We start from the raw sequence: 25581 nt of genomic DNA on the forward strand, positions 1-25581 counted from the left end.
CGCCCGGCCACGCAGCAGGGAGTGTGTCCGATGCCCCTCGACCCAGCCCCCGTACCGCCCGCCGCCCCGTCTCCGCCGCGGGTGAGGTTCTGGCCCGTCGACGACCTGCCCGCACTCGACCCCGACCCGTTCCTGGACGAGGTGCTGCGCGACGAGCCGGTCACCCGGATCAGGCTGCCGCACGGGGAGGGCCACGCCTGGCTGATCACCCGGTACGAGGACGTCCGCTTCGTCACCTCCGACCCGCGCTTCTCCCGGGAACAGGTCGTCGGCCGCGACGTCACCAGCATGCGCCCGGCGCCGGTGGCCTCGCAGACGGCGGGCCTGCAATACATCGACCCGCCCCGGCACAACCGGCTGCGCCGGGTCGTCGCCCGCGCGTTCACCGGCCGGAGCATGCAGCGGCTGCGCCCGCTGGCCGAGCGCCGGGCCGCCGAGCTGCTCGACGGGATGGAACGCGCCGGTGCGCCGGCCGACCTCATGGAACATCTGCACGGCCCTTTCCCGATCGCCGTGATCCGCGACTTCCTCGGCGTGGAGGAGAAGGACTGGCACCGCTGGGCGGAGACGGGCGAGGCCCTGCTGTCCGCGGGCGCCGAGTCCAAGGAGCGCGCCGCCCAGGTGGCCCGGGACAACCGCGCCCGCATCGCCGAACTGCTCCGGCGCCGCGGTGCGGAGCCCCGCGAGGACCTCGCCGGGGTGCTGGCCCAGGCGGTCACCGCGGGCGAGATCACCGACGACGAGGCGATCTCCCTCGCCACCGCCGTCCAGGTCAGCGGCGGTCACGCCGTCCGCAACAACAGCGGCTCGATGATGTACGCGCTGCTCACCCACCCCGGGCATCTGGCCCGGCTGCGCCGCGAGCCCGAGCTGCTGCCCCGGGCCGTGGACGAGCTGTTGCGCTACGTCCCGCACCGCAACGGCGTCGGCATCCCCCGGGTCGCCGTCGAGGACGTCACCGTCGGGGGCCAGCTGATCCGGGCCGGTGAGGTCGTCTACAACGCGTACGTCGCCGCCAACCGCGACCCCGAGGTGTTCCCCGACCCGGACGCCCTGGACTTCGACCGCGAGAACCGGGCCCATCTGGCGTTCGGCCACGGCCCGCACCACTGCCTGGCCGCCGTCATGGCCCGCATGGAGGCCGAGGTGGTGATCGGCGCGGTCCTCACCCGCTTCCCCGGCATCCGGCTGGCGGTGCCCCCGGAGGAGGTCGAGTTCCAGCGCCAGGGCCTGATCCGCGGCCCGAGGACCCTGCCGGTGACCTGGTAGAACCGCGAGATCACTGTCTGCCCGGGGCGTGTCCGCCACACGGCCACGGACACGCCCCGCCGCGTCCCCCGGCCGGCTCGCACCGGACGTCACCGCTAGAGGTGCGGACCGATCAGCAGCACGGTGATCACGGAGACCTCGTTGCCGTGCTCATCCTTCTCGTTCGGGCCGTACATCCAGTAGACGCGCCAGGCTGACGCCGTCTGGTTCTCCACGTAGGAGTCCCAGACCTTCTCGCTCGGCAGGTTCGGAAAATGCTCGTACTGGTGGGAACGCAATCCTGGATATCTCGGGTCGATCTGGAGGCGTCCGAGGGTGCGGTGCACCTTCTTCAGCTTCGAGGCAGTGGCGTTGCCGCCCGCCGTCAACCGGTCGAGCGTGGCTTCAGCGTCGTCGGAAAAGCGAAGGGTGAACAAAGGTCAGTCCTCGGTTTCGTCCTCCGCGAGGTACTGGCTGAAGTCGCCGAGGTCCTTGGTCTTCCCTTCCTTCGCCTGCTGCACTCCGCGGCGAACGCGATCGGCTACTTCGTGGTCTGTCCAGACCAGTAGTTCACGCTCGGGGATGGAGACGACAGGGGTCAGCAAGAGCACACCGTCGGGGTCGGCCTCCACCCGGTAGCGCCGGCCTGGCTTGGCTCCGGCGCGTCCCAGGGAGACGCGTCCTCGGGCGTCGACTTCGGTCTCTGCTATGGCTTCGAACTCCTCGCGCGCATTGGTCCTCATGGCTGCACTCCTTGATGGTCCGACGTCTCGGCGTTGGTCGGTCAACACCGCGGGAGGGCGCCGAGTCCGGGCGGGATCGCGGTGTCCCCAGCCTAACCGAGGCGGGGCAAGTGGGCAATGCCCACTTGCCCCGCGACAGGCGCCCCGACCCGCCGCCGCGCCGCCCGCACCGCCTGCGGGCCGTCCGCCCGCTGACTGACCACCGGTGACCGGCACCAAGGCCACTCGTAGCGCGAGCAACGGGCCGCTCGCGGTGCTCGTGAACAGGAGAGGCAGGTAGGCACGGCATGACGCGACGTTGCTCGGTGATAGGGGGGCGGACCGACTTCGTGGAGCACGGGTTGCGGGGCAACAGCCCGTCGTCAACCGCCGCACCGAGCACGGCCCGGACGTCGCCGTAGATGTTCCGCGCATAGCCGCCGCACGCGGCCGGGTCGTTCTCCAGCCTTCCGAACCAGCTACGCGGGTTCGATTGCTGCCGCCCGCTCTGAACGCCGAAAGCCCAGGCAAGAGGGTTGGTCTCCCTCTCCCTGGGCCTTCAGCCGTTCCTGGGACGGGTTCAGGCCCGCGGCAACGCGCTCAGCGCTTGAAGGAGCCCTTGGTCTGTTCCTTCGCGCCCCGCATCTTGCCTCGTGCTTCGAGAGCGGCGCCTTTCGCCGCGAGGGTTTCTTTGTGCACCGCGTGGGCCGCCGTCCGCACGGTCTTTCCGACGATCTGTTCGGCCTTTGCCTTGGCCCGTTCTCCGGCGCTCATCTCGGCACCTCCGTGAGTCTCACCGGCCGTGTGCCCCTTGAGGCAAGAGGTGAAGCCACCCTGGCGGGACGCGTTGTCAAGGGGCGGCGGAGGTCCCCACGGGCACGACGGGGGAGAGGTCCAGATCCGCTCCCACCTGGATGGTCGCCCCGATGCCTCCGCGGCGGCGGCACGTATCGCCATGGACGGTCTGCTCCGCATGGAGGGAATCGGAACGCCGGCAGTGGCAGCTCAGCCGGGGACGTGCAGTCCCGTCGGCCGGGCCGTCTCCGGGGCGTCCGACGCCGCTCAGTGGTGACCACCGATGCCTGTCGACGACAGCCGTAGGGAGAGACACCCGCAGGTCACCCGATTGGATCTGCGACACTGGTACAGCCATGCCTAAGCCCGGAGAACTCACCTTTGTCGCGCCGCGCGGAGCCAAGAAGCCGCCGCGGCATCTCGCCGACCTCACGCCCGCCGAGCGCAAGGACGCGGTGGCCGAGATCGGTGAGAAGCCGTTCCGTGCCAAGCAGCTCGCGCAGCACTACTTCGCGCGGTACGCGCACGACCCCGAGCAGTGGACGGACATCCCCGCCGGGTCGCGCGGCAAGCTGCAAGAAGCGCTGTTGCCGGAGCTGATGACGGTCGTCCGGCATCTGTCGACCGACCAGGGGGCCACGCGCAAGACGCTGTGGCGGCTGTTCGACGGCACGCTGGTCGAGTCCGTGCTGATGCGGTATCCGGACCGGGTCACCATGTGCATCAGCTCGCAGGCCGGATGCGGGATGAACTGCCCGTTCTGCGCCACCGGGCAGGCCGGGCTGGACCGGAACCTGTCCACCGCCGAGATCGTGCACCAGATCGTGGACGGGATGCGGGCGCTGCGGGACGGGGAGGTGCCGGGCGGACCGGCGCGGCTGTCCAACATCGTCTTCATGGGCATGGGCGAGCCGCTCGCCAACTACAAGCGGGTCGTCGGCGCCATCCGGGCGCTCACCGACCCGGCCCCGGACGGGCTGGGCCTGTCCCAGCGCGGGATCACCGTCTCGACCGTCGGGCTGGTGCCGGCCATCCACCGGTTCACCGACGAGGGCTTCAAGTGCCGGCTCGCGATCTCCCTGCACGCCCCCGACGACGAGCTGCGCGACACCCTCGTCCCCGTGAACACGCGGTGGAAGGTGCGCGAGGTGCTGGACGCCGGTTTCGAGTACACCGAGAGGTCGGGCCGCCGGCTGTCGATCGAGTACGCGCTGATCCGGGACATCAACGACCAGGCCTGGCGCGGTGACCGGCTCGGCCGGCTGCTCCGGGGCAAGCCCGTGCACGTCAACCTCATCCCGCTCAACCCGACCCCGGGCTCGAAGTGGACGGCCTCCCGGCCGGAGGACGAGAAGGCGTTCGTGGAGGCCATCGCCGCGCACGGCGTGCCGGTGACGGTCCGGGACACCCGTGGACAGGAGATCGACGGGGCCTGCGGTCAGCTCGCGGCCACCGAGCGGTAATCTGACCACGTCCACATATCTTCATATTCCGACAGGGGAGCGCCACAGCGCTGAGAGTGCGGCAACCGGGCCGCAGACCCTCTGAACCTCGCCCAGGTCATTCTGGGTAGGAAGTTCGGTCACCACTCAAGCTGTTGCGCCCTGCCCGGCCTCCCTCACGGATGCCCGGGCAGGGCCGCGTCTCTTCCTGGCCCACCCCAGGAGGACATCCAGTGCACAACAAGACCCTCGTGGCCGTGGCGGCGGGGCTCGGTCTCCTCGCCCTGCCCGCGCTGACCGGGTGCGGGTCGTCGGACACCGGGAAGTCCACGGACTCCAGGACCGTCACCCTCGTCAGCCACGACTCGTGGAGCGTCTCGAAGGACGTCCTGAAGGACTTCGAGAAGCGGTCCGGGTACCAGGTCAAGGTCCTCGAGGACGGCGATGCCGGCCAGGCCGTCAACAAGGCGATCCTCACCAAGGACAACCCGCAGGGCGATGTCCTCTTCGGCGTGGACAACACCCTGCTGTCCCGCGCCATGGACAACGGGCTGTTCCAGGCGTACCGGCCCAAGGGGTCCGACAAGGTCCTGCCGCAGTACCGGGTCGACCGGGCCGGGCACCGTGTCACGCCGGTCGACACCGGCGACATCTGCGTCAACTACGACAAGGCCTACTTCAGCGCGCACCGGCTGACCCCGCCGCGGTCCTTCGCCGACCTCGCCGAACCCCGGTACAAGAACCTGCTCGTCACCGAGAACGCGGCCACCTCCTCACCGGGCCTCGGCTTCCTCCTCGGCAGCGCCGCACAGTTCGGCGACGCGGGCTGGCAGGGCTACTGGAAGAAGCTCAAGGCCAACGGCGTCAAGGTCGTCGACGGCTGGGAGCAGGCCTACGACCAGGAGTTCTCCGGCTCCACCCAGGGCCGCAAGGCCGGCGGCGACCGCCCGCTGGTGGTGTCGTACGCCTCCTCCCCGCCCGCCGAGGTGATCTACGCCAAGAAGCGGCCCGCCACCGCCCCGACCGGGGTGGCGAGCGGCACGTGCTTCCGGCAGACCGAGTACGCGGGGCTCCTGAGCAACGCCCGCAACCCCAAGGGCGGCAAGGCGTTCCTCGACTTCCTGCTCAGCAAGGAGTTCCAGGAGGACATGCCGCTGAACATGTTCGTCTACCCGGTGCGCGAGGCCGCCCAGGTGCCGCCGGACTTCCTGAAGTACGGCCCCCAGGCCAAGGACCCGCGGACCATGGCCCCGGACCGGATCGCCGCCAACCGCGACCAGTGGGTCAAGACGTGGACGTCACTCGTACTGAGGTAGCGCGGACCCGGCGGGGGAGCGCGGCGCGGTTCGGGCTGATGGCCCTGCCCGTCGCGTTCTTCGCGCTGTTCTTCGCCTGGCCCGTGGCCGCGATCGTCGCGCGCGGCCTGAAGGCGGACGGCGGCTGGCGGCTCGGACGGATCGCGGACGTCGTCACGCAGCCCGACATCCGGCACGTGCTGTGGTTCACCACCTGGCAGGCGCTGGCCTCCACCGCGCTCACCCTGCTGCTCGCGCTGCCCGCCGCCTACGTCTTCGCCCGTCTGCGCTTCCCGGGCAAGCAGCTGCTGCGGGCCGTGGTCACCGTTCCGTTCGTGCTCCCGACCGTCGTCGCCGGCAGCGCCTTCCTCGCCCTGCTCGGGCACAACGGGCTGCTCGACCAGTTGTGGGGCGTACGGCTGGACACCACGGTGTGGGCGATCCTGCTGGCCCACGTCTTCTTCAACTACGCGGTCGTCGTCCGTACCGTCGGCGGCCTGTGGGCCCAGCTCGACCCACGCCAGGAGGAGGCCGCCCGGATGCTGGGCGCCTCCCCGGCGAAGGCCTGGCGGCAGGTCACGCTGCCCGCGCTCGCGCCCGCCGTGGCCGCCGCCGCGCTGATGGTGTTCCTGTTCACCTTCACCTCCTTCGGCGTGGTGCAGATCCTCGGCGGCCCCACCTTCTCCACCCTGGAGGTGGAGATCTACCGGCAGACCTCCGAGGTCTTCGACCTGTCCACGGCCGCCGTCCTCACCCTCGTGCAGTTCGTCGCCGTCGGCGCGATCCTCGCCGTGCACGCCCGGACCGTACGGCGGCGGGAGACGGCCCTGCGCCTGGTCGACCCCAAGGTGACCGCCCGCCGGCCGCGCGGCGGCGGCCAGTGGGCGCTGCTCACCGGGGTCCTGCTGACGATCGCCCTGCTCCTGGTGCTGCCGCTCGCCGTGCTCGTCCGGCGCTCCCTGGACGCCCCCGGTCTCGGCTACTACCGGGCCCTGACCGACCCCGACGGCGGTACGTTCCTGGTGGCGCCCGTGCACGCCGTGTGGACCTCGCTGGAGTACGCCGTCGCCGCCACCGCCATCGCCGTCCTGGTCGGCGGTCTCGCCGCCGCCGCGCTGGCCCGGCGGGACGCGGGACGGCTGGTGCGGGGCTTCGACGCGCTGCTGATGCTGCCGCTCGGCGTCTCCGCCGTGACCGTCGGCTTCGGTTTCCTGATCGCGCTGGACAGGCCGCCGCTGGATCTGCGCCAGTCGTGGATCCTGGTGCCGCTCGCCCAGGCCCTGGTGGGCGCCCCCTTCGTCGTACGGACCATGCTGCCCGTGCTGCGCGCGGTGGACGGACGGCTGCGGGAGGCGGCGGCCGTGCTCGGGGCCTCGCCGTGGCGGGTGTGGCGGGAGGTGGACCTGCCGTTGGTGCGGCGGGCGCTGCTGGTCTCGGCCGGGTTCGCGTTCGCCGTGTCGCTCGGGGAGTTCGGGGCGACCGTGTTCATCGCCCGCCCCGACAACCCCACGCTCCCGGTCGCCGTGGCCCGCCTGCTGAGCCGCCCCGGAGACCTCAACTACGGCCAGGCGATGGCCCTTTCGACCATTCTCATGGTGGTGTGCGCCGCCGCCCTGCTGATCCTGGAGCGGCTGCGCACCGACCGGACGGGGGAGTTCTGATGCTGCTGAGCCTCGACGCCGCGACCGTGCGCCTCGGCGGGCGGCCCGTGCTCGACGCCGTCGGCCTCGACGTCGCCGAGCACGAGGTGGTGTGCGTGCTCGGGCCCAGCGGCAGCGGCAAGTCGACCCTGCTCAGGGCGGTGGCGGGACTGCAACCCCTGGACTCCGGGCGGGTGCTGCTGGACGGCCGCGAGCAGACCCATGTCCCCGCGCACAAGCGGGGGATGGGGCTCATGTTCCAGGACCACCAGCTCTTCCCGCAGCGGGACGTCGGCGCGAACGTGGCGTTCGGGCTGCGTATGCACGGCGTCGCCAAGGGTGAACAGGACGCCGAGGTCGGTAAGTTGCTGGAGCTGGTCGGGCTGCCCGGTGCCGCCGGGCGGGCCGTGGCCTCTCTGTCCGGCGGTGAGCAGCAGCGCGTCGCGTTGGCCCGCGCCCTCGCGCCCCGGCCCCGGCTGCTGATGCTGGACGAGCCGCTCGGCCAGCTCGACCGCTCGCTGCGGGAGCGGCTGGTGGTGGAACTGCGGGAGTTGTTCGGGCGGTTGGGCACCACCGTGCTCGCGGTCACCCACGACCAGGGGGAGGCGTTCGCGCTGGCCGATCGGGTGGTGGTGATGCGCGACGGGCGGATCGCGCAGTCGGGCACGCCGCTGGAGGTGTGGCAGCGGCCCGCCGACGCGTTCGTGGCCCGGTTCCTCGGTTTCGACAACGTGGTGGGGGCGACCGTCGCCGGCGCGGTCGCCGACAGCCCGTGGGGCAAGGTGCCGGTGCCCGACGGCTCGGCGCAGGGCGCCCGCACGATTCTCGTCCGGCCCGCCGGGATCCGGCTGGTGCCCGCCGACCAGGGCCTGCCCTGCACGGTGACCGCCCGCACGTTCCGGGGCACTCATGTGGCCGTGCGTCTCCAGCCGGCGGGAGCCCCGTGGCTGGAGGCGGCCTGCGCGCTGCGGGACGCGCCGGAGCTGGGTGGTGTGGTCGGGGTGGAGTTCGAGGTGTCCGAGACCGTCGTGCTGGACTGAGCGTCTCGCGCACGGCCACCACCGAAGAGACACCGCAGGCCGGGTGGACCGACGGCAGGTGAGCCGGCCGGGTGAGCCGGCTGAGGGAGTCGGCCGGGTGAGCCGGCTGAGGGAGTCGACCGAGGGAGTCGGCCGGGTGAGTCGGCCGAGGCCGGTGGCGGCCCGTCGTCCGGCCCGTACCACCGGCCCCTCGTCGGTCCGGCCCGGCCCGTGCTCACCGGCCCGCTCTCCCCCGGGTGGGGAGGGCGGGCCGGCCGGGGCGTGGCGGGGTGGCGTCAGCCGTTGTGCTTCGCCCCGCGGCGGCGCGCGCCGGCGTAGACCGCACCGCCGCCGACGACGACCAGGGCCGCCGCGAGGCCGGCGATCAGGCCGGTGTGGGAGTCGGCACCGGTCTCGGCGAGGTTGGAGTCACCGACCGCCGGGGACGGCGCGTTGCCCGGCGCGCCCGCCGGGGCGGAGCTGGACCCGGAGGCCGCCGGCGACGGGGTCGCCGAGCCCGCCGGAGCCGACGCGGACGCGGACGACGGCACCGATGCCGATGCCGACACCGACGCGGAAGGGGACGGCGGCGGGGTAGTGGAGGCCGTCGGCTTCGGGGACTCGCTCTCGGCCTTGCAGGCGGTGGACGGGGTCACCAGGTCGGGCTTGATGTCACGGTCGACGTTGGGGGCCTTGACGTGGACCCGGTAGATGGCGCTCGGCTTCCACTGTTCGGGGAACGTGATCCGGGCGCCCCCCTTCGACCCCTTGACCGGCTGCTCGCCGACCTTCGTCTCGACGCCGCCGTCGCCTTCGAGGAAGACACTGACGGTGGCGTCGGCGGCGGAGGCGTCCGTGTCGGTGACGACTATGACGCCCTTGGCGCCGTCGCACCTGGCTTCGGCGGAGAAGTCTTTGATGTCGCAGGCGAGTGCGGAGCCGGCCAGGCCCAGCACCAGCGCCGCCGACCCGGAGGCGACACCCAGAACGAGCACGGAACGGCGTGCGCTACGGCGAGTCATGGACAACGTTTGTCCTTTACAGAGTGCAATCGCGGGGGGTGGCGGGGGAGTTGGGGCGCAAGACGAGGTGAGGCCCCAGCACCCCCGGGAGCTCACAGGTTTATAAGCGCTCCGTAAGCAGTGTCAACGTGTGGGCCGTCAACAGCCGTTGACTTTGCCCGCTTATTAACCGCCCAGACGTTTGATGGCATCCGGTGCCTGCTCGATACGGTCAACGAGGGTGATACGGGACTCCATCGCCCGCCCCCGCGCCAGCGACTCCAGCAACGGCCAGGCCGGCAGGTCCCGCGTCCAGTGCGCGCGGTCCACGAGCACCATCGGGGCCGGTTCCCCGCGTGACTCGTAGTAGTTGGGCGTCGCGTTGTCGAAGATCTCCTGCACGGTCCCGGCCGCGCCCGGCAGGAAGACCACCCCGGCGGTGGAACGGGCCAGCAGGCCGTCCTCGCGGGTGGCGTTGGCGAAGTACTTGGCGAGGTGCGCGGCGAAGGCGTTCGGCGGTTCGTGGCCGTAGAACCAGGTGGGGATGCCCACCGACGTCCCGCCCCCCGGCCAGCGGTCGCGCACCTCGAAGGCGGCCCGCGCCCAGTCCGTGACCGAAGGCCGGAACGAGGGCGCCTTGGCCAGCAGCCGGAGCGCGTCGTCCAGCATGTCGTCGTCGAAGGGCGCGGCGTACGCGCCGAGGTTGGCGGCCTCCATCGCGCCCGGCCCGCCGCCGGTGGCGACCGTGTACCCGGCGCGGGTCAGGGCCCGGCCCAGCCGGGCGGCACCCGCGTACTCGGCCGTGCCGCGGGCCATCGCGTGGCCACCCATGACCCCCACCACCCGGGCGCCGACGAGGAGTTCGTCCAGGGCGTCGGAGACGGCGTCGTCGTGGATCGCCCGCAGCATCGAGGAGAAGACGTCACCGTCGGCCTTCGTCCGCCGGAACCAGGCGTACGCGCGCGCGTCCGGTGTCGCCTCGTACCCTGCCGCCAGCGAGTCGAACAGTTCGTCCGGGGTGTAGACGAAGCCCCGGTAGGGGTCGAAGGGGAGTCCGGGGACCGGCGGGAACACCAGGGCGCCGGCCGCCCGGACCCGGGCGGCGGCCTCGGGGTCCATCGGGCAGCCGAGGAAGACGGCGCCGGTGCTGTCGAGACGGAGCAGGACGTCCGTACGGTCCGTCAGGTCCACGGCCTGGACGCGGAACCGGGCGAGTGTGCCGTGCTCGGCGACCACCTCGTCGAACTCGGCGAGGGACTCGATCTCGTGGTCGTGGGCCGCACGGTGCGGCTGGGCGGGTATCGGATGCACCCGCCCATGCTGGCACGGGCCTTCGCCCGGGAGGTGGTCAGCCCTGGATCGCGGCCGGATCCATCCACATCACTTCCCAGATGTGGCCGTCGAGGTCCTCGAAGGCGCGGCCGTACATGGAACCGTGGTCCTGGTTCTCGCCGGTCGCCGCGCCGCCGGCCGCGATCGCCCGGTCGACCAGCTCGTCGACCTGCTCACGGCTCTCGGCGCTCAGACAGAGCATCACCTCGTTGGTGGTCGTCGAGTCGGCGATCTCCTTCTTGGTGAAGGTCGCGTAGAACGGCTTCGTCAGCAGCATCACCACGATCGTGTCGCTGATCACCACGGAGGCGGCCTTCTCGTCGCTGAACTGGGGGTTGATCGTGTAGCCGAGTTCCGTGAAGAACCTCTTCGAGGCGTCGAGGTCGGTCACGGGCAGGTTCACGAAGATCATCTGCTGGTACATGGGGGCCTCTCCCGTCGGGGCTGCGCGGTGTGTCGCGTTCCGGTGGGTAGACCGATGGCCGGCGCCGGACTCATCGCCGGGCGGGGATCTTTTTTCGTGCCGGAGTACTCAGCGGGCCGCCGGCAGGGCCGACAGCGCGGCGACCGCCAGGGTGAGCGGGCCGAACAGCGCCAGCAGGGCGGCGGTCCGCAGGGCGGCGGCACCGCGCAGCAGCAGGGCGGGCGCGCCGAGGCGCAGCAGCGCGGCGACCGTGTCGGCTCGGCACTGGCGGGCCTCCACGGCCGCGGTGAGCAGCGTGGCGACCGTGCAGCCGGCGACGACCAGCGCGCCGAGCGTGGTCAGCGGGCCGGAGAAGGGGAGCGCGCCACCGCCGTGCAGGGCGGTCACGGCGTAACCGGCGGATCCCACCGCGCAGACCACGCCCAGCGGACGGCCGATCCGGGCGGCCTCCGCCATGAGGACCCGGCCGGCGAGCAGCCGGAGCGCCCCCGGCCGGACGGACTGGAGGAACCGGCCACACAGGTGGGTGAGGCCGGGGGAGGCCAGGACGAGGCCGGTCGCGGTGAGCACCCAGCCGGGGAGCGCCGTGGGGGACAGGCCGGGCGTGACGCGGCCGGCGTAGGCGTGGGCGGCGAGACCGGCGGTGAGGAGGGCCACGCCCCAGGGGAGGCCGGCGGGGGTGGCGGGTGCGCCGCCGAGGGACGCCGGCTGCGCGTCGACGCGGTCGGCGTCCGGCGCGGGCAGCGCGGGGCCGGCCGCCGCGTCCGGTGCCGGCTCGCCGTGGTCCGCACTCGCGGACGCCGTCCCGGCGGTACGGCCGGCCGCGGCCTCGCGGCCGGGGTGCCCGCCGTCCTCGGTGCCGCCCGCGGGCCGCCGGCCGAACCGTGCCCCGAACCTGCCGTACGCCCCGAAGGTCTCCCGTGCCGGCGCGTCGCCGTGCGCCCCGAAGCGGCCGTACCTGCGGGCGGCCGGTGCCGCCGGCCGGGGGTCCCGCGGGCGCAGGGCCAGGGCCACCGTCGCGCTGGTGGCGGCGGGGACCAGGGCGAGCAGGGTCAGGGCCGCCGGCACCGGGAGGGGCTGGTCGGCGGCCAGGAAGTCGGCCGTCGCGCCGCGGAACGGCACGCCCGTCAGGTCGCCCCGCAGGTGGAGGAAGGACAGCAGGGCCAGCACGGAGCCCAGGGCGCAGGCCACGGCCGTCGACAGGGCGGAGACGGCCATGAGGCGGGCCGGCCCGAGGCCCACGGCGGACAGGCCGGGGCGCGGCCGGGTCGCCGGGTCGGTGCGGGCGACCGCGACCGCGAAGTACACGGTGGCGGCGAGCGGCACCGCGCACCAGCTCAGGCGCAGCGCGGCGGGGCCCGCGGCCTCGGGGTGGGCGAGGGCGTAACCGAGGCAGGCGAGGAGCAGGAACGCGGTGCCCGCCGCGGCCGCGGCCACCAGCAGGCGGCGCAGCTGGACGGCGGGCCGGGCGGCGCGGGTCAGACGGAGAGCGAGCACGCGGCCCGGCCTTCCGCGTCGGGGGCGTCCGGCAGGTGCACGGTGTGCACGCGCCGCCCGTCCAGCAGGGTCACCGTGCTGTCGGCGAGGGCGGCGGTGTCGGCGTCGTGCGTGGCGAGGACGACCGTGATGCCGTGCGAGCGGGCGGCCGTGGTCAGGGTGCGCAGGACGTGGGTGCGGTCGGCGCGGTGCAGGGGGGCCGTGGGCTCGTCGGCGAAGAGGACCGTCGGGGCGGGGGCGAGCGCGCGGGCGATGGCGACGCGCTGACGTTCGGCCTGCCGCAGCTCGCGCGGGCGGCAGCGGGCCCGGTCGCCGACGTCCAGCCGTTCCAGCCACTCCAGCGCGGCGGCCTTGGCGCGGCGGCGGCCGGTGCCGCGCAGCATCAGCGGGAGGGCCGCGTTCTCCCAGACGTTCAGCTCGGGGACCAGGACCGGCTCGGGGTCGATCCAGCCGAACCGGCTCCGGCGCAGCCGCTCGCGGGCCGCCGGGCCGAGGGTGTGCACGGGGGCGCTGTTGAACCAGACCTCGCCGGTGTGCACCGGTACCTGGCCGGACAGACAGCGCAGCAGGGTCGTCTTGCCGCTGCCGCGCGGGCCGCTGACGGCGAGGATCTCGCCTTCCCGCACGCCGAGCGACACCCCGGTGAGGCCGGGGGAGCCGTCGCGGTGCGTGAAGTGCAGGGAGCGTGCCCAGAGCACGTCGTTGTCCGGCGGGGACTCCATGGGCGTCACCTCGGTTCTGATCCGTATTCCCGTGCCTGATCCCCCATGTGGGCGAACGAAGCCTGGGCCGATCGGTCACTGCACGCTAGGCAGCTCACCGGGGCGGGGACGGACGGCACACGGCCCCGGGCCGCCGTTCTCACTCGAACGGGCGGCACCGGGGCCGGTGTGATCAGCTGATCGGACGCGTGCGGCTCAGAGCTTGGTCCACGCCTCGCTCAGCGTCCCGCGCAGGATCTGCTCGATCTCGTCGAAGGTCCCCTGGTCGGAGATCAGCGGCGGGGCGAGCTGGACGACCGGGTCGCCGCGGTCGTCGGCACGGCAGTACAGGCCGTTGTCGAACAGCGCCTTGGAGAGGAAGCCGTACAGGACGCGCTCGGTCTCCTCGTCGTTGAAGGACTCCTTGGTGTTCTTGTCCTTCACCAGCTCGATGCCGTAGAAGAAGCCGTTGCCGCGGACGTCGCCGACGATCGGCAGGTCGTGCAGCTTCTGGAGGGTCGACAGGAACGCGCCCTCGTTGTCCAGCACGTGCTGGTTGAGGCCCTCGCGCTCGAACAGGTCGAGGTTGGCGCAGCCCACCGCGGCCGACACCGGGTGGCCGCCGAAGGTGTAGCCGTGCAGGAAGGTGTTGTCGCCCTTGTAGAACGGCTCGGCGATCCGGTCGGAGACGATGCAGGCGCCGATCGGGGAGTAGCCCGAGGTCATGCCCTTGGCGCAGGTGATCATGTCCGGGACGTAGCCGAACTTGTCGCAGGCGAACATCGTGCCCAGGCGGCCGAAGGCGCAGATGACCTCGTCGGAGACGAGCAGCACGTCGTACTGGTCGCAGATCTCGCGGACCCGCTGGAAGTACCCGGGCGGCGGCGGGAAGCAGCCGCCGGCGTTCTGCACCGGCTCCAGGAACACCGCGGCGACGGTCTCCGGGCCCTCGAAGAGGATCTCCTGCTCGATCTGGTCGGCGGCCCAGCGGCCGAAGGCCTCGGGGTCGTCACCGTGGATCGGGGCGCGGTAGATGTTGGTGTTCGGCACCTTGTGGGCGCCCGGGACCAGCGGCTCGAAGGGGGCCTTCAGGGCCGGCAGGCCGGTGATGGACAGGGCGCCCTGCGGGGTGCCGTGGTAGGCGACCGCGCGCGAGATGACCTTGTACTTGGTCGGCTTGCCCTGGAGCTTGAAGTACTGCTTGGCCAGCTTCCAGGCGGTCTCGACGGCCTCGCCGCCACCGGTGGTGAAGAAGACCTTGTTCAGATCGCCCGGGGCGTAGTCGGCCAGCCGCTCGGCCAGCTCGACGGCCTTCGGGTGGGCGTAGGACCACACCGGGAAGAAGGCCAGCTCCTGGGCCTGCTTGAACGCGGTCTCGGCGAGTTCCGTACGGCCGTGACCGGCCTGGACCACGAACAGACCCGCGAGACCGTCGAGGTAGCGCTTGCCCTTGTCGTCGTAGATGTAGGTGCCCTCACCCCGGACGATGGTCGGGACGGGGGAGTTCTCGTACGAGGACATGCGGGTGAAGTGCATCCACAGGTGGTCGTACGCGGTGCGGCTGAGGTCCTTGGTGCTCACGGTTATCGGGTTCCCCACATGTAGGTCTGCTTCTTCAGCTTCAGGTAGACGAAGCTCTCGGTGGAGCGCACGCCGGGCAGGGCACGGATGCGTTTGTTGATGACGCCCAGCAGGTGGTCGTCGTCCTCGCAGACGATCTCGGCGAGGATGTCGAACGAGCCCGCGGTCATCACCACGTACTCGACCTCCGACATGTCCGTCAGCGCGTCCGCGATCGACTCGACATCGCCCTCGACGTTGATCCCGACCATCGCCTGCCGGCGGAAGCCCACGGTGAGCGGGTCCGTGACGGCGACGATCTGCATCACGCCCTGGTCCAGCAGCTTCTGCACGCGCTGGCGCACGGCCGCCTCCGACAGGCCCACGGCCTTGCCGATCGCGGCGTACGGCCGGCGGCCGTCCTCCTGGAGCTGCTGAATGATGGCGAGGGAGACGGCATCCAGCTGGGGAGTGCCGTTCCTGGACTCGCGGGACGAGTCCCTCTGGTCTGCGCTTCGACTGGCCACGACCTCACTGTGCACGACGTCTCGACAGTTTCGCAAGGTGCGAGCGATGAAATCCGTTGTTTATGCGACCGGACCTTGCGGATTTCGCAGAAGTGGTGGCGGTGGGGGTGTTGAAAACGTGGGTACGGCGACTAGGGTGGGGTCTCAGCGTTTGGACAGCCAGAACCAGATCAGGAGGCCGGCAGTGAGCACCGAGCTGCGTCGTCTGCGCAACTACATCGACGGTGAGTTCCGGGACGCCGCCGACGGACGGACCACCGAGGTGGTCAACCCCGCGACGGGCGAGGCGTACGCCACCGCGCCGCTGTCGGGGCAGGCGGACGTCGACGCCGCCATGGAGGCCGCCGCCCGCGCCTTCCCCGCCTGGCGCGACACCACGCCCGCCGAGCGGCAGAAGGCCCTCCTGAAGATCGCGGACGCGTTCGAGGAGCGGGCCGAGGAGCTGATCGCGGCCGAGGTCGAGAACACCGGCAAGCCGGTCGGGCTCACCCGCTCCGAGGAGATCCCGCCGATGGTCGACCAGATCCGCTTCTTCGCGGGCGCGGCGCGGATGCTGGAGGGCCGCTCGGCGGGCGAGTACATGGACGGCATGACCTCGATCGTCCGCCGCGAGCCGGTCGGCGTCTGCGCGCAGGTCGCGCCGTGGAACTACCCGATGATGATGGCCGTGTGGAAGTTCGCCCCGGCCATCGCGGCCGGCAACACGGTCGTCCTGAAGCCGTCGGACACCACCCCGGCCTCCACCGTCCTGATCGCCGACATCATCGGCTCGGTCCTGCCCAAGGGCGTCTTCAACGTCATCTGCGGCGACCGCGACACCGGCCGCCTGATGGTCGAGCACGAGACTCCGGCGATGGCCTCCATCACCGGTTCCGTGCGCGCCGGCATGTCCGTCGCCGAGTCCGCGTCCAAGGACCTCAAGCGGGTCCACCTGGAGCTGGGCGGCAAGGCCCCGGTCGTCGTCTTCGAGGACACCGACATCGCCAAGGCCGTCGAGGACATCTCCGTCGCGGGCTTCTTCAACGCCGGCCAGGACTGTACGGCCGCGACCCGCGTCCTCGTCCAGGAGTCCATCCACGACGAGTTCGTGGCCGCGCTCGCCAAGGCCGCGTCCGAGACGAAGACCGGGCAGCCCGACGACGAGGACGTCCTCTTCGGTCCGCTGAACAACCCCAACCAGCTCAAGCAGGTCGCCGGCTTCATCGACCGCCTCCCGGCGCACGCCAAGGTCGAGGCGGGCGGCGAGCGGGTCGGCGACAAGGGCTACTTCTTCGCCCCGACCGTCGTCTCCGGCCTGAAGCAGGACGACGAGATCGTGCAGAACGAGGTCTTCGGTCCGGTCATCACCGTCCAGTCCTTCACGGACGAGGAGCAGGCCCTCGCGTACGCCAACGGCGTCGAGTACGCCCTCGCGTCCTCGGTGTGGACCAAGGACCACGGTCGCGCGATGCGCATGTCGAAGAAGCTGGACTTCGGCTGCGTGTGGATCAACACGCACATCCCGCTGGTCGCGGAGATGCCGCACGGCGGCTTCAAGAAGTCCGGCTACGGCAAGGACCTGTCGGGGTACGGGTTCGAGGACTACACGCGGATCAAGCACGTGATGACGTCGCTGGACTGAGTCCTGACCGGCGCCGGCGGCGCGGCCCGCGGACGGGTCACCTCCCCGTCCGCGGACCGCGCCGCGTCATGTCGCCGGGCGGCTGACAAGCGGCCGGCGCACGCTTGATCGACAAGGTGTCGGCCCGGCGCCGTCCCGCTCGACGCAGCGTCGATTGTCCGGCCGCGGACCGGGGCGGCATGCTTCCGGGGTGCCCCAGACTTCTTCCCGTACGTCCGCGCCGTCCCGCCGTTCCCTCCTCGCCGCCCTCGGCGGCACCGCCGCGCTCGGCGCCCTGGCCGGCTGCGGGGTGCCCGCCGCCTACGTCCGGCCCGGTGACCGGTCCGTGACCGACGAGTCGGCGCGCGACCGGAAGCTGACCTGGGCGAACTGGCCCCTCTACATCGACACCGACGACGACAGCCCCAGCCGCCGGCCCACGCTGGAGGCGTTCGGGAGGCGCACCGGGATCTCCGTCGACTACGTGGAGGAGATCAACGACAACGACGAGTTCTTCGGCAAGATCAGCCCCGCGCTGATGAACCACCAGGCCACCGGCCGGGACCTGATCGTCATCAGCGACTGGATGTGCGCCCGGTACGTCCGGCTGGGCTGGGTCCAGGAGATGGACCGCGCCCGCCAGCCGCACGTGGCGAAGAACCTGGACCCGCTGCTCCGCTCGCCCGCCTTCGACCCGGGCCGCCGGTTCACCGTGCCCTGGCAGTCGGGCATCACCGGCATCGCCTACAACCACCGCAGGCTCGGCCGCGAGATCCGCCGTGTCTCCGACCTGTGGGCGAAGGACCTCAAGGGCCGGGTCACGCTCCTGTCCGGCCTGGACGAGGCGTTCGCGCTGCTCATGCAGGGCAACAGCGTGGACATCACGCGGTGGACCGCCGACGACTTCCACCGGATGTGCGACCAGGTGGAGCGGGAGGTCCGGCGGGGTCAGATCCGCCGCTTCACCGGCAACGACTACACCAAGGACCTGGTCAGCGGCGACGTCCTCGCCTGCCAGGCGTACTCCGGCGACGTCATCCAGCTCCAGGCCGACAACCCCGACATCCGCTTCGTCGTCCCCGAGGAGGGCGCCGAGCTGTGGTCGGACTCCCTGATGATCCCCGACCGGGCCCGCCACAAGGCCGGCGCCGAGCGCCTGATCGACTACTACTACGAACCCGGGCCCGCCGCGCGGCTCGCCGCCTGGGTGAACTACGTGTGCCCGGTCCCCGCCGCCCGCGAGGTCCTGGCCGCGTCCCGGGACAAGGAGACAGCCGCCCTCGCCGACAACCCGCTGATCTTCCCGGACCCCGGCATGCGCGAGCGCCTCGCCGTCGCCCGTGACATCACGTCCACGGAACGCGGGGAGTTCGCCCGGCGGTGGAACCGGATCGCGGGTCTGTGACGACGTCGGACCGCGCTGGACCGAGAGCGCGTTGAACGCGCTGTCCGTGCCCGAGTACCTGCCGGGGCTGGCGGCGTGGATCTCCCGGGTGCGGGACGGACCGGACGCCGTCGACGCCGACCACCCCTTCGTCCTCTACGGCACCGACTGGCCGGCCTTCGCGCACCTCGTCATCGCCGTCGCCTTCTACGGCCCGTACCGCGACCCCGTGCGCAACATCTGGGTCGTCGAGTTCGGGATGATCGCCTGCGCCGGGATCGTCCCGCTCGCCCTCGTCTGCGGTCCCGTCCGCGGGATCCCCTTCTGGTGGACCCTGATCGACATGTCGCTCGGCGTGTTCGGGGTGATCCCGCTGTACGTCGTCCGGAAGAAGATCGAACGGCTGGAGGCGTTCGGTGTGCCGCTCGCGCCCCCGGCCGTCACCGCGGCGGGCTGAACCCGGCGCGGTACCTCAGCGGTTGAACGCGGGGAACGCGAAACGCCGGGCGACGGTGAGGCCGTCGCCCTTCGCGTCCGTGGAGTTGACCGAGTAGACCAGGGTGCGGGACAGGTCCCGGGTCGCCGCGATCACCGTCGCGTATCCCGGGCGGGAGCCGGTCTTGCCCCAGATCACCCGGCCGTTCAGCTCGAACCGCTCCAGCCCCGCCCCGTACCGCGCCCCGGGCACGTCGGGCAGCGTGAACATCTCCGTCAGCTGCGGCTCGGGCACCACCCGGCCGCGGAACAGCCCCACCAGCAGCCGCTCCAGATCGGCGTTCGTCGAGATCAGGTCGCCGGCGGCGAAGCGGTCGGTCATGTTCCAGTCGGTCACGTCGACCAACTCGCCGTCGATCCAGTCGTAGCCGCGGTTGTGCGGTCCGTGGATGCGGGGATCCCCGCCGGCCGGGAAGGAGCTGTGCCGCATGCCGAGCGGCCGGAAGATCCGCACCTGGGCCTGGTGCGCGTACGTGTCACCGGTCACCTTCTCGATGAGCATGCCGAGCACGGTGTAGTGGATGTTGCCGTAGTCCTGCCGTGCGCCCGGCGCGTACGCCGGGCCCTGCGCGACGGAGGCCGCCACGACCTGCCGGGGCGTCAGCGTCTCGAAGCGGTGCGGGTAGCCGTCCTCGACCGTGTCGCCGAGCGACGCCCCCGGGCGCAGGCCGCTGGTGTAGTCGAGCAGCTGCCGCACGGTGATGGGGGCGAACTCGTCGGTGAGCAGGCCCGGAAGATACCGCTGCACGGTGCCGTCCAGGTCGATACGGCCCTCCGCGGCCAGCTGGAGCACGATCGACGCGGTGACCACCTTCGTCACCGACCCGGCCCGGAACCGCCCGTTCGCCAGCGCCGGGGCCCCGGTCCTGACGTCCCGTACGCCGGCCGTTCCGCGCCAGGTCCCGTCACCGCCGACGCGCAGCAGCGCGGCGGTGGCGTCCTGGTCGGGGAGGCCGGCGATCGCGGCGGAGAGTGCCTCGCTGTCCGGGCCGGCCGTGACACCGGCGGAGGCCGGTGCCACGGGGGCGGCGGACGCGGGTCCGGCCAGCGGGCCGGCGGCCAGCGCGGCGACGAGACCGGCGGCCAGGAGGAGGGAACGGCTGTTCCGGCGCATAGGAGGCTCCTTGAGGAGATCGGGAAGAGGACGCGAGATCATCCTCCGGCGCCGGGACGGGGGGCGGATCCTCACCGAGGAGGGCGTACGACCCCTGCTCGTCCCCGAGCAACCACCCCTGTCCACAAGGGAATTGCCGGGGATCACCCCTACGGGGACAGCTGGTCCCCCGGGGCCGGCGGGAACACCGGGGTACGCAGGGTGTGCAGGACGTCGATGCGGTTCGTCGTGATCGAGTCGACGCCGAGGTCCAGCAGCCGGCGCATGGCGCGGCGGGTGTCCGGGGTCCACACCGACAGCAGGCAGCCGTCGCGGTGGACCCGGGCGGCCAGCTCCCGGTCGACCAGCGGGAAACGGTAGTTGAGCCAGCGGGGGCGCACCGCCGCCAGCAGCGCGGGCCGGGGCGGGGCCAGGGACGTCCAGGTCAGGGCGATCTCGGCGGCCGGGTCGGCGGCCCGGACGGCGAGCATCGCCTCGGCGCCCGCACAGTAGTAGGCGCGGTCCCGGGCCCCGCTCTGCCCCACGACGTCCAGGACCCGCTCGACCGCGCGGCGCTCGACCCGTCCGCACAGGTCCACCATCACCCGGGCCTCACCCGTCGCGGACAACGCCTCCGCCAGCGTCGGCACCCCGCCCGCCGTGAGGCCGCGCACCTCCTCGGCGGACAGCGCGCGCAGCGGCCGCCGCACTCCCCACAACCGCTCGAGCGTGTCGTCGTGCAACAGCACGGGGACGCCGTCACGGGTGAGCCGTACGTCGATCTCGACGGCGTCCGCGCCGCGGTCGAGCGCGGAACGCAGCGAGTCGGTCGTGTTCTCACGGAAACGGTAGGGGTCGCCGCGGTGGGCCACGGCGGTCACGGTCTGCATGGCCCCATTGTGGTGGGCGTCAGGAGGCGAGCCGCCCGGCGGTGTACGTGTCGATCTCCGCGAGGATCCGCGCCTTGCCCTCCGCGTCCAGGAAGGAGGCCTCGACGGCGTTCTTCGCGAGGCCGGCGAGACCGTGCTCGTCCAGGCCGAGGAGGCGGGCGGCCACCGCGTACTCGTTGTTGAGGTCGGTGCCGAACATCGGCGGGTCGTCCGAGTTGATCGTGACCAGCACCCCGGCGCGCGCGAACTCCGCGAGCGGGTGCTCGTCCAGGGTGCGCACCGCGCGGGTGGCGATGTTGGAGGTCGGGCACACCTCCAGCGGGATGCGGTGCTCGGCGAGGTGGGCGAGCAGCCGGGGATCGCGCGCGGAGCTGGTGCCGTGCCCGATCCGCTCGGCACTCAGCTCGGTCAGCGCGTCCCACACCGTCTGCGGGCCGGTCGTCTCACCGGCGTGCGGAACGGAGTGCAGGCCGGCGGCCAGGGCCCGGTCGAAGTACGGCTTGAACTGCGGCCGGGGCACGCCGATCTCGGGGCCGCCGAGCCCGAACGACACCAGGCCCTCCGGACGGATGCGGTCGTCGGTGGCCAGCCGCGTGGTCTCCACGGCCGCCTCGAGACCGGCCTCGCCGGGTATGTCGAAGCACCAGCGCAGTACGGTCCCGAACTCGGCCTCGGCCGCCTTGCGGGCGTCCTCGATCGCGGCCATGAAGGACTGCTCCTCGATCCCGCGGCGGGTGGAGGAGAAGGGGGTGATGGTCAGCTCGGCGTACCGCACCTGCTGCCGGGCCAGGTCCCGGGCCACCTCGTAGGTGAGCAGCCGGACGTCCTCCGGGGTGCGGATGAGGTCCACGACCGACAGGTACACCTCGATGAAGTGCGCGAAGTCCGTGAAGGTGAAGTAGTCGGCCAGGGCCTCGGGGTCGGTGGGGACCTTGGAGTCGGGGTGGCGGGCGGCCAGTTCCGAGACGATCCGGGGGGAGGCGGAGCCGACGTGGTGCACGTGCAGTTCGGCCTTGGGCAGCCCGGCGATGAAGGCGTGCAGATCGCGGCCGGTGGTGCCGGCGGCGGGTACGGAGCTGTCGGTCAAGGGTCCTCCCCGGGACGGGCGCCCGCGGGACGGCGTCGGTCGTGCGGGCGCGGTGATCGGCTGATCGGTGACGCCGGATCATCGTAGGCCCCGGGCCGCGGTGTCCCGGCCTGCCCGTAGCATGACGGGACGTCCAGCAGAGGGGTCCTTCCACCATGTCCGACGAGGTGCCGCAGTCGACGCCGGGGGAGCAGGGCACCGGGCACGGGTCCGGGGCACCCCGGCTCTCCCTGGACAAGGACGCGGCCCGGGCCGCGTCGGAGGCACCGGTGCGGGACGCGGTCCCGGCCCCCGGTTCCGGCCCCGGTTCCGTCCACGACCGGCGGACGCCGACCTCATTCCCCACGGCCCCGGACGCGCCGGGCGGCGCCGCCCCCGCGCCATGGGCGAGCCCGGCCGCCGGCTCCGCCGCCACGACCGCGGCCCAGCACCCGAACCCGTTCGCCCCGCCGACTCCGGCCACGCAGGGCAACCCGTACGGGCCGCCGTCGTCACCCTCGGCCCAGCACCCGAACCCGTTCGCCCCGCCGGCCCCGGCCACACAGGGCAACCCGTACGCGCCGCCGTCGTCACCTTCGGCCCAGCACCCGAACCCGTTCGCCCCGCCGGCCCCGGCCACACAGGGCAACCCGTACGCGCCCCCGGCCTCTGCCTCAGCCCCGGCTCCGCAGCCGAACCCGTTCGCGCCGCCGGCCGGCATCCCGCAGCCGAGCCCCTACGCCCCGCCGGTGCCTCCTGCCGCCGGGCAGGGGGCGGCGGACCCGGTGCCGCCACCGCCCATCGCCCCCGGCGGCCCCGGTCAGGTGCCGTACGGCTACCCGGGGACGGCTCCGGCGTACGGCTACCCGGGCTCCTCGCCCGCGCCGTACGGCGGCGGCCCCGGCTACGCCTGGCCCGGAACGCAGCCGGTTCCGAGCAACGGCATGGGGACGGCCTCGCTGGTGCTGGGCATCATCGCGGCGGCCGGCTTCCTGCTGTGGCCGGTGGCGCTGGTGCTCGGCGTCCTGGCGGTGATCTTCGGCGCGGTGGGCAGGTCCAAGGTCCGCCACGGCGAGGCGACCAACCCGGGCGTGGCCCTGGCCGGCATCATCTGCGGAGCCGCGGGGATCGTCCTGGTGGCGGCCCTGTTCGGCTTCGCCGTCGCGATGTACACCTGAGGCCCCCAACTCCGGACACCGTCCCGCCCCGGCCCGGGTTTCCGCCTCGGCCCGGGCCGCCGTCCCGGCTCGGGGTCCCGCCCCCGGCTCGGGTTTCCGTCCGGCTCGGGCTCCCGCCCCTCCCCGCTCGGACATCCACTTCCGGCTTGGGGCCTCCGTACCCGCCCCCGTTCCGGCGCGCTTGCCTCCGCTCGGGCACCGGCCCGGCTCAGGTCCGCCTCCCCCCCCAGGCGCCGGCCCCCGCCTCGTGCGAGCCGCGCCCCCGCTCAGGCCCCGCCCACGCTCACGCCCGCCTCCCCAGGCGTCGGCCCCCGCTCAGGTGCCCGCGCCGCCCCCGCTCCCTCAGGCCCCCGCCCCCGCCAATCTCTCCCGGGCCTCCATCAGGGCGAAGCCCAGCAGGTTCCGGCCCTGCCAGCGTTGTGGGTCGGCGGTCGCGTCGTCGTCCGCCGCCAGGCCGATGCCCCACACGGGGTCGACGGGGCTGGCCTCCACCAGGACCCGGTCGCCGGTGCCGAGCAGGTACTGAAGCAGGTTCTCGTCGGCCGCGAACTTGTGCACGCTGCCCTCGACCACGATCCGGAAGCGATCCCGCTCCCAGGTCGCGTCGTCGAAGCCCCGGACCAGCCGGCCCGCCTTCTTCGCCTCGGCGGGATGCTCCGCGGCCAGCACCCGCCGCTCCGCCTCCGCGTCGCCGAACAGCCGGGCCTTGCCGGCCATCATCCAGTGCTCGGCCGTCGCGTACTCCGCACCGTCCACCACGAAGGGTGACGGCCACCACTGGCTGAGGCAGCTCGCGCCGATCCGCCCGTCGGGCCGCGGCCGGTGCCCCCAGAAGTGGAGGTACGTGATCCGGGAGCCGGCCCGGACCTCCCTGATCAGGGCTTCCAGCCCGTCGATCTTCCCCATGCACGCGAGTGTGGCACGCACCACTGACACTCCGTCCGCCCTTTTCCCTCCCGACTCGACACCTGGTCGACAGATTCCGTCGCGTAACCAAAAGGCAACAACGGAATCACTTGTTGACGACCACTCCCTCTGTCAGGATCGGCACTCAAATCGAGCTGGAGCTACGCCACCCGCCCACCGGGGCGGGGCGAACGGCGGAGGAGAGCGACATGCACAACCCGGGCACCGCCACCCCGGAACGATTCCCCGCAGAGGAACGCTTCGCCGCGCAGGACCGCTTCACTGACGGCGCGCAGTTCATCGCGGGCCGGCTGACCAGGGGCACCTCGGGTCACACCCACACCGTGGTCGACCCCGCGAGCGGCGAGGGGGTGTACACGTACGAACTGGCCGGCGCCGACGACGTCGACGCGGCCGTCGCCGCCGCGCGCGCGGCCTTCCCGGGCTGGGCCGCCACGACCCCGGGCGAGCGCTCGGACGCCCTGCACCGGTTCGCCGCCGTGCTCGCCGACCGCGCCGAGGACCTCGCCCGCGCCGAGTCCCTCCAGTGCGGCAAGCCGCTGAAGCTCACCCGCGAGTTCGACGTGCCGGGCACCATCGACAACACCGCGTTCTTCGCGGGCGCCGCCCGGCATCTCCAGGGGCAGTCCGCCGGTGAGTACTCCGGCGACCACACCTCGTACGTCCGGCGCGAGCCCATCGGGGTCGTCGGGTCGATCGCGCCCTGGAACTATCCCCTCCAGATGGCCGCCTGGAAGATCCTCCCGGCGATCGCCGCGGGCAACACGATCGTGCTGAAGCCCGCCGAGCTGACCCCGCTGACCTCGCTGCTGTTCGCCCAGGCCGCCACCGACGCCGGAATCCCGGACGGGGTGGTCAACATCGTCACCGGGACCGGGCGGGAGGCCGGGGAGCACCTGGTCGGCCACCCGGACGTGGCCATGACCTCCTTCACCGGCTCCACCGGTGTCGGCAAGCGGGTCGCCGAGGTCGCCACCGCGACCGTCAAGCGGCTGCATCTGGAGCTGGGCGGCAAGGCACCCTTCGTCGTCTTCGACGACGCCGACCTGGAGGCCGCGGTCCACGGCGCGGTCGCCGGCGCGCTCATCAACACCGGCCAGGACTGCACGGCCGCCACGCGCGCGTACGTGCAGCGACCGCTGTACGAGGCGTTCGTCGAGCGGACGGCCGCGCTGATGGAGACCGTGCGGCTCGGGGACCCCTTCGCGCCCGGTACCGACCTCGGGCCGCTGATCTCGCACGCCCAGCGCGACCGGGTCGCCGGCTTCGTGGACCGGGCGCGTGCCTACGCGCGCGTGGTGACCGGCGGGGAGGCCCCCGGGGGAGACCTCGGGAAGGGTGCCTACTACCGGCCCACCCTGATCGCCGGTGCCCCGCAGGACAGCGAGGTCGTCCGGTCCGAGATTTTCGGTCCCGTACTGGTCGTGCTGCCGTTCGACGGTGATGATGAGGGCATCCGGCTGGCCAACGACACACCGTACGGCCTCGCCGCCTCCGCGTGGAGCCGCGACGTCTACCGCGCCAACCGTGCCACCCGCGAGATCAAGGCGGGCTGCGTGTGGATCAACGACCACATCCCGATCATCAGCGAGATGCCGCACGGCGGCTACAAGGCCTCCGGCTTCGGCAAGGACATGTCCGTGTACTCGTTCGAGGAGTACACGCAGGTCAAGCACGTAATGTTCGACAACACGGCGGTGGCGCGGAAGGACTGGCACCGCACGATCTTCGGGGACCGCTAGCGA

At 72.4% G+C, this 25581-nt stretch carries 22 protein-coding genes, 2 pseudogenes and 1 riboswitch; of the genes and pseudogenes, 10 read left to right on the forward strand and 14 right to left on the reverse strand.

Annotation, left to right across the window (positions count from 1 at the left end; genetic code table 11):
* The first annotated feature begins 30 nt into the window (after positions 1–30).
* The gene (locus tag AB0F03_RS21025; protein WP_361993984.1) at positions 31–1269 is read left to right on the forward strand and encodes a cytochrome P450; all 1239 of its coding nucleotides are present in this window, start codon (positions 31–33) and stop codon (positions 1267–1269) included.
* A gap of 95 nt (positions 1270–1364) precedes the next feature.
* Here the strand turns inward: AB0F03_RS21025 and AB0F03_RS21030 are convergent, their stop codons facing one another.
* From AB0F03_RS21030 to AB0F03_RS21040, 3 genes are all read right to left on the reverse strand, one after another.
* Positions 1365–1685 (reverse strand): hypothetical protein, encoded by a 321-nt coding sequence (locus tag AB0F03_RS21030; protein WP_361993987.1) that lies wholly within the window; start codon positions 1683–1685, stop codon positions 1365–1367.
* A 3-nt stretch (positions 1686–1688) separates the two neighbouring features.
* Entirely contained in the window at positions 1689–1991 is a 303-nt protein-coding gene (locus tag AB0F03_RS21035) for a hypothetical protein (protein ID WP_356822436.1), read from the reverse strand.
* A 579-nt stretch (positions 1992–2570) separates the two neighbouring features.
* A complete protein-coding gene (locus tag AB0F03_RS21040) occupies positions 2571–2744 on the reverse strand; it encodes a hypothetical protein (RefSeq protein ID WP_189900982.1) in 174 nt (57 codons plus the stop codon).
* Positions 2745–3121: 377 nt separating this feature from the next.
* Between AB0F03_RS21040 and rlmN the strand changes: the two genes are divergently transcribed.
* The 4 genes from rlmN (at position 3122) to AB0F03_RS21060 (ending at position 8182) form a co-directional block, all read left to right on the forward strand.
* Entirely contained in the window at positions 3122–4228 is a 1107-nt protein-coding gene (rlmN, locus tag AB0F03_RS21045) for a 23S rRNA (adenine(2503)-C(2))-methyltransferase RlmN (RefSeq protein WP_361993991.1), read from the forward strand.
* A gap of 23 nt (positions 4229–4251) precedes the next feature.
* Positions 4252–4359: riboswitch (TPP riboswitch) on the forward strand.
* Positions 4360–4440: 81 nt separating this feature from the next.
* Entirely contained in the window at positions 4441–5523 is a 1083-nt protein-coding gene (locus AB0F03_RS21050) for a thiamine ABC transporter substrate-binding protein (protein WP_361993994.1), read from the forward strand.
* 38 nt (positions 5524–5561) lie between these two features.
* Positions 5562–7163 carry an iron ABC transporter permease gene (locus tag AB0F03_RS21055; RefSeq protein ID WP_361993997.1) on the forward strand — a complete coding sequence of 534 codons (1602 nt, stop codon included), beginning with the start codon at positions 5562–5564 and terminating at the stop codon, positions 7161–7163.
* Entirely contained in the window at positions 7163–8182 is a 1020-nt protein-coding gene (locus AB0F03_RS21060) for an ABC transporter ATP-binding protein (RefSeq protein WP_361994000.1), read from the forward strand. Before AB0F03_RS21055 ends, AB0F03_RS21060 begins: the two co-directional genes overlap by 1 nt.
* Before the next feature lie 275 nt (positions 8183–8457).
* Here the strand turns inward: AB0F03_RS21060 and AB0F03_RS21065 are convergent, their stop codons facing one another.
* The 7 genes from AB0F03_RS21065 to AB0F03_RS21095 form a co-directional block, all read right to left on the reverse strand.
* On the reverse strand, positions 8458–9183 hold the full coding sequence (locus tag AB0F03_RS21065) for an LAETG motif-containing sortase-dependent surface protein (RefSeq protein WP_361994003.1): 726 nt from the start codon (positions 9181–9183) through the stop codon (positions 8458–8460).
* A gap of 165 nt (positions 9184–9348) precedes the next feature.
* The gene (locus tag AB0F03_RS21070) at positions 9349–10473 is read right to left on the reverse strand and encodes a Rossmann fold nucleotide-binding protein (RefSeq protein WP_361994006.1); all 1125 of its coding nucleotides are present in this window, start codon (positions 10471–10473) and stop codon (positions 9349–9351) included.
* A gap of 37 nt (positions 10474–10510) precedes the next feature.
* Positions 10511–10918, reverse strand: coding sequence for a VOC family protein (locus AB0F03_RS21075; protein ID WP_361994009.1), 408 nt, complete (start codon positions 10916–10918; stop codon positions 10511–10513).
* A 108-nt stretch (positions 10919–11026) separates the two neighbouring features.
* Positions 11027–12415 (reverse strand): hypothetical protein, encoded by a 1389-nt coding sequence (locus AB0F03_RS21080; RefSeq protein ID WP_361994012.1) that lies wholly within the window; start codon positions 12413–12415, stop codon positions 11027–11029.
* The gene (locus AB0F03_RS21085) at positions 12397–13137 is read right to left on the reverse strand and encodes an ATP-binding cassette domain-containing protein (RefSeq protein ID WP_361994015.1); all 741 of its coding nucleotides are present in this window, start codon (positions 13135–13137) and stop codon (positions 12397–12399) included. Before AB0F03_RS21085 ends, AB0F03_RS21080 begins: the two co-directional genes overlap by 19 nt.
* Positions 13138–13332: 195 nt before the next feature.
* Positions 13333–14715 carry an aspartate aminotransferase family protein gene (locus tag AB0F03_RS21090; protein ID WP_361994018.1) on the reverse strand — a complete coding sequence of 461 codons (1383 nt, stop codon included), beginning with the start codon at positions 14713–14715 and terminating at the stop codon, positions 13333–13335.
* On the reverse strand, positions 14700–15218 hold the full coding sequence (locus AB0F03_RS21095; RefSeq protein ID WP_356822417.1) for an Lrp/AsnC family transcriptional regulator: 519 nt from the start codon (positions 15216–15218) through the stop codon (positions 14700–14702). The genes AB0F03_RS21090 and AB0F03_RS21095 overlap by 16 nt, the downstream gene beginning before the upstream one ends.
* A 169-nt stretch (positions 15219–15387) precedes the next feature.
* On the opposite strand from AB0F03_RS21095, the gene AB0F03_RS21100 reads away from it, so the two are divergent.
* The 3 genes and pseudogenes from AB0F03_RS21100 to AB0F03_RS21110 form a co-directional block, all read left to right on the forward strand.
* Entirely contained in the window at positions 15388–16824 is a 1437-nt protein-coding gene (locus AB0F03_RS21100) for a gamma-aminobutyraldehyde dehydrogenase (RefSeq protein WP_361994022.1), read from the forward strand.
* A gap of 190 nt (positions 16825–17014) precedes the next feature.
* Positions 17015–18208: a spermidine/putrescine ABC transporter substrate-binding protein gene (locus tag AB0F03_RS21105; protein ID WP_361994025.1), complete on the forward strand. Its 1194-nt coding sequence runs from the start codon at positions 17015–17017 to the stop codon at positions 18206–18208.
* A 13-nt stretch (positions 18209–18221) separates the two neighbouring features.
* Positions 18222–18644, forward strand: a pseudogene (locus tag AB0F03_RS21110) (hypothetical protein); the annotation flags it as partial.
* A 15-nt stretch (positions 18645–18659) separates the two neighbouring features.
* On the opposite strand, the gene AB0F03_RS21115 reads toward AB0F03_RS21110, so the two are convergent.
* From AB0F03_RS21115 to AB0F03_RS21125, 3 genes and pseudogenes are all read right to left on the reverse strand, one after another.
* Positions 18660–19796, reverse strand: a complete 1137-nt coding sequence (locus tag AB0F03_RS21115; RefSeq protein WP_361994028.1) for a serine hydrolase domain-containing protein — start codon at positions 19794–19796, stop codon at positions 18660–18662.
* Positions 19797–19945: 149 nt separating this feature from the next.
* Positions 19946–20665, reverse strand: a complete 720-nt coding sequence (locus AB0F03_RS21120; protein ID WP_361994031.1) for a glycerophosphodiester phosphodiesterase — start codon at positions 20663–20665, stop codon at positions 19946–19948.
* 19 nt (positions 20666–20684) lie between these two features.
* Positions 20685–21889: pseudogene (locus AB0F03_RS21125) on the reverse strand (adenosine deaminase).
* A gap of 18 nt (positions 21890–21907) precedes the next feature.
* Here AB0F03_RS21125 and AB0F03_RS21130 point away from each other — a divergent pair.
* Complete coding sequence (locus AB0F03_RS21130; RefSeq protein ID WP_361994035.1) at positions 21908–22909, forward strand: DUF4190 domain-containing protein; 1002 nt, start codon at positions 21908–21910, stop codon at positions 22907–22909.
* Positions 22910–23251: 342 nt separating this feature from the next.
* On the opposite strand, the gene AB0F03_RS21135 is transcribed toward AB0F03_RS21130, so the two are convergent.
* Complete coding sequence (locus AB0F03_RS21135) at positions 23252–23815, reverse strand: NADAR family protein (protein WP_361994038.1); 564 nt, start codon at positions 23813–23815, stop codon at positions 23252–23254.
* Positions 23816–24024: 209 nt separating this feature from the next.
* On the opposite strand from AB0F03_RS21135, the gene AB0F03_RS21140 reads away from it, so the two are divergent.
* On the forward strand, positions 24025–25578 hold the full coding sequence (locus tag AB0F03_RS21140; protein ID WP_361994041.1) for a gamma-aminobutyraldehyde dehydrogenase: 1554 nt from the start codon (positions 24025–24027) through the stop codon (positions 25576–25578).
* Positions 25579–25581 lie beyond the last annotated feature (3 nt).

Origin of the sequence: Streptomyces sp. NPDC028722, from assembly GCF_040637655.1 — a bacterium.
Taxonomy (GTDB): Bacteria; Actinomycetota; Actinomycetes; order Streptomycetales; family Streptomycetaceae; genus Streptomyces.

What these genes read in the sequence shown, in the direction of transcription:
- AB0F03_RS21025 (WP_361993984.1), top strand. Translation starts at nt 31, where the DNA reads ATGCCCCTCGACCCAGCCCCCGTACCGCCCGCCGCCCCGTCTCCGCCG.
- AB0F03_RS21035 (WP_356822436.1), bottom strand. Translation starts at nt 1,991, where the DNA reads ATGAGGACCAATGCGCGCGAGGAGTTCGAAGCCATAGCAGAGACCGAA.
- AB0F03_RS21040 (WP_189900982.1), bottom strand. Translation starts at nt 2,744, where the DNA reads ATGAGCGCCGGAGAACGGGCCAAGGCAAAGGCCGAACAGATCGTCGGA.
- rlmN (WP_361993991.1), top strand. Translation starts at nt 3,122, where the DNA reads ATGCCTAAGCCCGGAGAACTCACCTTTGTCGCGCCGCGCGGAGCCAAG.
- AB0F03_RS21055 (WP_361993997.1), top strand. Translation starts at nt 5,562, where the DNA reads ATGGCCCTGCCCGTCGCGTTCTTCGCGCTGTTCTTCGCCTGGCCCGTG.
- AB0F03_RS21060 (WP_361994000.1), top strand. Translation starts at nt 7,163, where the DNA reads ATGCTGCTGAGCCTCGACGCCGCGACCGTGCGCCTCGGCGGGCGGCCC.
- AB0F03_RS21065 (WP_361994003.1), bottom strand. Translation starts at nt 9,183, where the DNA reads ATGACTCGCCGTAGCGCACGCCGTTCCGTGCTCGTTCTGGGTGTCGCC.
- AB0F03_RS21075 (WP_361994009.1), bottom strand. Translation starts at nt 10,918, where the DNA reads ATGTACCAGCAGATGATCTTCGTGAACCTGCCCGTGACCGACCTCGAC.
- AB0F03_RS21085 (WP_361994015.1), bottom strand. Translation starts at nt 13,137, where the DNA reads ATGGAGTCCCCGCCGGACAACGACGTGCTCTGGGCACGCTCCCTGCAC.
- AB0F03_RS21115 (WP_361994028.1), bottom strand. Translation starts at nt 19,796, where the DNA reads ATGCGCCGGAACAGCCGTTCCCTCCTCCTGGCCGCCGGTCTCGTCGCC.
- AB0F03_RS21120 (WP_361994031.1), bottom strand. Translation starts at nt 20,665, where the DNA reads ATGCAGACCGTGACCGCCGTGGCCCACCGCGGCGACCCCTACCGTTTC.
- AB0F03_RS21130 (WP_361994035.1), top strand. Translation starts at nt 21,908, where the DNA reads ATGTCCGACGAGGTGCCGCAGTCGACGCCGGGGGAGCAGGGCACCGGG.
- AB0F03_RS21135 (WP_361994038.1), bottom strand. Translation starts at nt 23,815, where the DNA reads ATGGGGAAGATCGACGGGCTGGAAGCCCTGATCAGGGAGGTCCGGGCC.
- AB0F03_RS21140 (WP_361994041.1), top strand. Translation starts at nt 24,025, where the DNA reads ATGCACAACCCGGGCACCGCCACCCCGGAACGATTCCCCGCAGAGGAA.